3 protein-coding genes are annotated in these 3,813 nt (G+C 45.2%); all 3 read left to right on the top strand.

Going from position 1 to position 3,813, the window contains the following annotated elements:
- Window positions 1-305 precede the first annotated feature (305 nt).
- Window positions 306-917 carry a DUF1559 domain-containing protein gene (locus WCO51_10885; GenBank protein MEI6513759.1) on the top strand — a complete coding sequence of 204 codons (612 nt, stop codon included), beginning with the start codon at window positions 306-308 and terminating at the stop codon, window positions 915-917.
- 129 nt (window positions 918-1,046) lie between these two features.
- On the top strand, window positions 1,047-2,438 hold the full coding sequence (locus WCO51_10890; protein ID MEI6513760.1) for a S41 family peptidase: 1,392 nt from the start codon (window positions 1,047-1,049) through the stop codon (window positions 2,436-2,438).
- Window positions 2,438-3,766: a S41 family peptidase gene (locus tag WCO51_10895; protein ID MEI6513761.1), complete on the top strand. Its 1,329-nt coding sequence runs from the start codon at window positions 2,438-2,440 to the stop codon at window positions 3,764-3,766. Before WCO51_10890 ends, WCO51_10895 begins: the two co-directional genes overlap by 1 nt.
- The last annotated feature ends 47 nt before the right edge of the window (window positions 3,767-3,813 follow it).

The raw sequence follows: 3,813 nt of genomic DNA on the forward strand, positions 1-3,813 counted from the left end.
TTCATGGAGATGGGAATGTGAGATGCCCCCCCCCAATTACAGCCAATTTCATTAGGTTACAACATCCCTGGGCTAGGTCAATAAGGAAGGCAGACAATATCAGATCAAATGGCACTAAACTAACTTGCTGCATATCAGCTGACGAGCATATATTACGGGTACCTTCAGCCCAACGGGGGATTCTAGTCCACCTGGAAGGAAAAGCTTCCACTCATTTCAGCTATTGATTTTAACCTCTATAGACAACGAATGTAACGCTGCCTGTGTTTGAACATCTTACATATAGTTATTAATCAGGAGGTTGGATGCTTAGACGCTGGGGATTTACCTTAATCGAACTGCTGGTGGTTATCGCCATCATCGCTATATTGGCGGCGCTTCTCTTTCCTGTGTTTGCAAGCGCCCGTAAGCAAGGACGTCGAACTCATTGCATCAATAATCTCCGCCAGTTAGGTTTTGGGCTTCATCTATATAAAGAAGATTATAACCTTCTACCCTTGAGGCTTTCGATGATCTACCCGAGATATTTGAATGGGAACACTCAAGTTTTGATATGCCCGGAAGACCGCACTTTTGGCTTGCATGAAGGAACCATGCTTAATGAGGGCAATGATTTTCTTCCCAGCGGTGTCAGTTATGATTATATCCCTGCATGGGTAAGCGACTCGCTTGAAGCCAATCAAATGAAGCTGGATTGGTGGAACCATAAACCCCATTATGGCGACGGGAAATGGCGCGATTTAACACCGATAGCCATATGCAACTGGCATTGGGCTTCGAAGTTCAACAAAAACGATAGTTATGGAACTCCCAAATCAGGCGGGGGCATGCGGTTGGTGCTAACAATGGACGCTGGCGTACACAAATTGCATACAAGTGTTAAATGGGAGGAATTTAACCCCGAGTTTTATCGTTAAGTAATTAGTAAGGAATGAAAGTCATACTGTTCCAAGGGCGCCTATCCCTCAGATAGTCTCTTATTTGGACTTTCAATCTTTACATAGGTATAATCGAGTTTGGTTCAATTCAACCGGAGGGTGTAGTTCGTGAATAAATCACGTTTAACAATGCTGGTTAGCATTACGATAGTCCTCTCATTCCTCGCATTCTATGGAGGATTAAGCACAAGTTCTATCGAACTTCAGAAAGCCGAAAGCAAAGCTGCCTCAAATTCGTCTAATCATTCATCTCAAATCGCATCGAGCGACCCTATGCTTAATGCTGATGAGGGAGTCAATACAACAGAGCTTTATTACAACGTGTATCAACTTGTCAAAAACGAATATGTCGATAAACTCGATAATAAAGATGATAAGAAACTCTCGTATGGGACGATACGCGGAATGCTCGCTTACCTCGAAAATCCAGGGAACCGCCTTCTTGAACCTGAAGAAGTCAAGGCGCGTGAAGATGCGCTTCGAGGCCAATTCAATGGCATAGGCGCTTACCTCACCACTGACCATCGGTTCGAAAATGGCATGCAACATTATGTGCTTGAAGTGATTACACCTATGCCAGGCAGTCCAGCAGAAAAAGCCGGGTTAAAACCGGACGATGTGATCGATGCAGTCAACGGCCGATGGGTACTCTCACACAATATCATTGACGAATTGGAACCGCTACGCAAAGCGGTTATAAATAAGAAAGCTACTCAATCAGATTATGCGAAAGTTGCCAAGGAAGCAATCGCAAAGCAAGAGAATGCGATACTGATTTCCGAAGCAGTTAAAATCCTCAGTCAGCCATCCGATCAGCCAATAAAACTCACTATCAAGCGAGCCGGTGTCAAGAACCCGATTGAAGTTACCATTTTGGCAGCCGCCACTAATGTCGACCCCATCGACTACCACTTATTAAACGAGAAGTGGGGCTATATTCAAGTACGGTTAGTCAATGAGCAGGCAGCTTCTGACTTTGCGACGGCAGTCATGGCGCTTAAACCACGTATGAAAGCTTTAGTAATCGACCTGCGCGATAACCCGGGCGGATCTGAGGCCAACGCGTTGAAAATTCTACAAACTATCCTTCCCGCTAATACAGTCGTTGCCCAATTAGAAGTTCACAAAGGTGATAAGACAAAGAAGCCCTTAAAAATTACGACTGGCACAAAACTGGGAATACCGATAGTGGTACTTACCGATCATGGCACGAATAACATAGCCGAAATGATGACTGCCGCACTTCGTGAAAAGGCAGACGCTAAGGTTATTGGGGGAGCCACCCATGGAGATGCGATGGTCTACAAACCGATCCCAATGCGTGACGGCTCGATGGTTATCCTAACCACAGGCATGTACTATTCACCAAAAAACAAGACGTTTAGCAAGATCGGTATTAAACCTGACGAAACTGCAACCAGTGCAGGAAATTATGGCGATACGACTAAAGATGTACCGTTGCAACGGGCGTTGGCGCTTCTATCGAAAGGAGGCGTCTAATGTTTAAACAACGTGGATCAACTTTACTCTGGATGCCGTTTACACTTATTATAATTCTCGCCGTCTTTCTATCGGGATACCTCTATGGCGATATAAAACGGGTGGGCTATCTCGATTTAGCCTCCTCAATAAAACAGCTTCCGATGCGCGTTCATCTCGTATTTAACAACGATAAATCAGAAACCCTGAAACCCCTCGATACCTTTACTAGCGTTTTAGGGACGATTAAAAACGAATACTATGACCGTAGCAAGCTCAAGGAATCTGAGCTGACCTATGCCGGTATTAGAGGAATGTTGAATGCTTTGGGTGATCCTTTCACTCGTTTTATGGACCCCACTGAGTACAACCAAATGCAGGAAGATACCCGCGGCGACTTCGTTGGCATCGGCGCGCAACTCGAAGCCGATCCACTTGGAGCAGTTGTTAAACGACCGATTCCGAATAGCCCTGCGTTCAAAAAAGGCATTAAATCTAACGATATTATTATTAAAGTCGATGCCAAAGTTGTCGCTGGTATGGACATTGATAAAATTGTGCGCCTGATCCGCGGCACTCGCGGCAAACCCGTCACCCTAACCATTAAGCGCAAAAATTCTGCAAAGCCGATCGATCTGACTATCGTACGAGACATTATCAACTCACCAACGGTGGAATGGTTTATCGAAGATGAAAAAGAAGGCATCGGTCGCTTGTGGCTTGGGCAGTTTAATGAGAAGGCTTCTAATCAATTAGAAGACGCTCTTGATAAGCTCGAAAGCAAGAACATCAAAGGCTTAATTCTCGATTTGAGATTCAACCCAGGCGGCCTACTAGTGAGCGCGGTTCAGATTGCCAGCAGATTCGAAAATAGAGGACCGGTTGTCATTATCCAAAGCCGAAATGGCGCAAGAGAGAACCTTAACCCTTATCCAAACCTCTACCATAAGCATGATTATCCAATTATCCTGCTTGTCAACGGCAGCAGTGCAAGCGCTAGCGAAATCCTCTCTGGTTGTTTGAAGGATTATAATATTGCGACTGTCATGGGGGAACGCACCTTCGGCAAGGGGTTGGTTCAAACGGTAATTCAGTTGCCGGGAAATACGGCCACTGCGATAACGACCGCTCGATATCTAACACCTAATGGAACTGATATCAACCGCAAACGCTTGCCCACCGGCAAGTTTGAAGGCGGCGGTATTCAACCTGATATCGAGGTCAAGCCCTCGGATGATTGGACATTCTCTAACGAGAAAAACGATAAGAAAGATATTCAACTCCAGCGTGCGCTTGTTGTGATGAGGCAAAAGATAGCTGAAGCCAAATCCCCAATAGCCCATAAGTAGTTCATATCTTGATTATTTAAAAATAGAGGCGGGTATTCCGGAACCTC

The sequence above is a fragment of the bacterium genome (assembly GCA_037131655.1).
GTDB lineage: Bacteria > Armatimonadota > Fimbriimonadia > Fimbriimonadales > JBAXQP01 > JBAXQP01.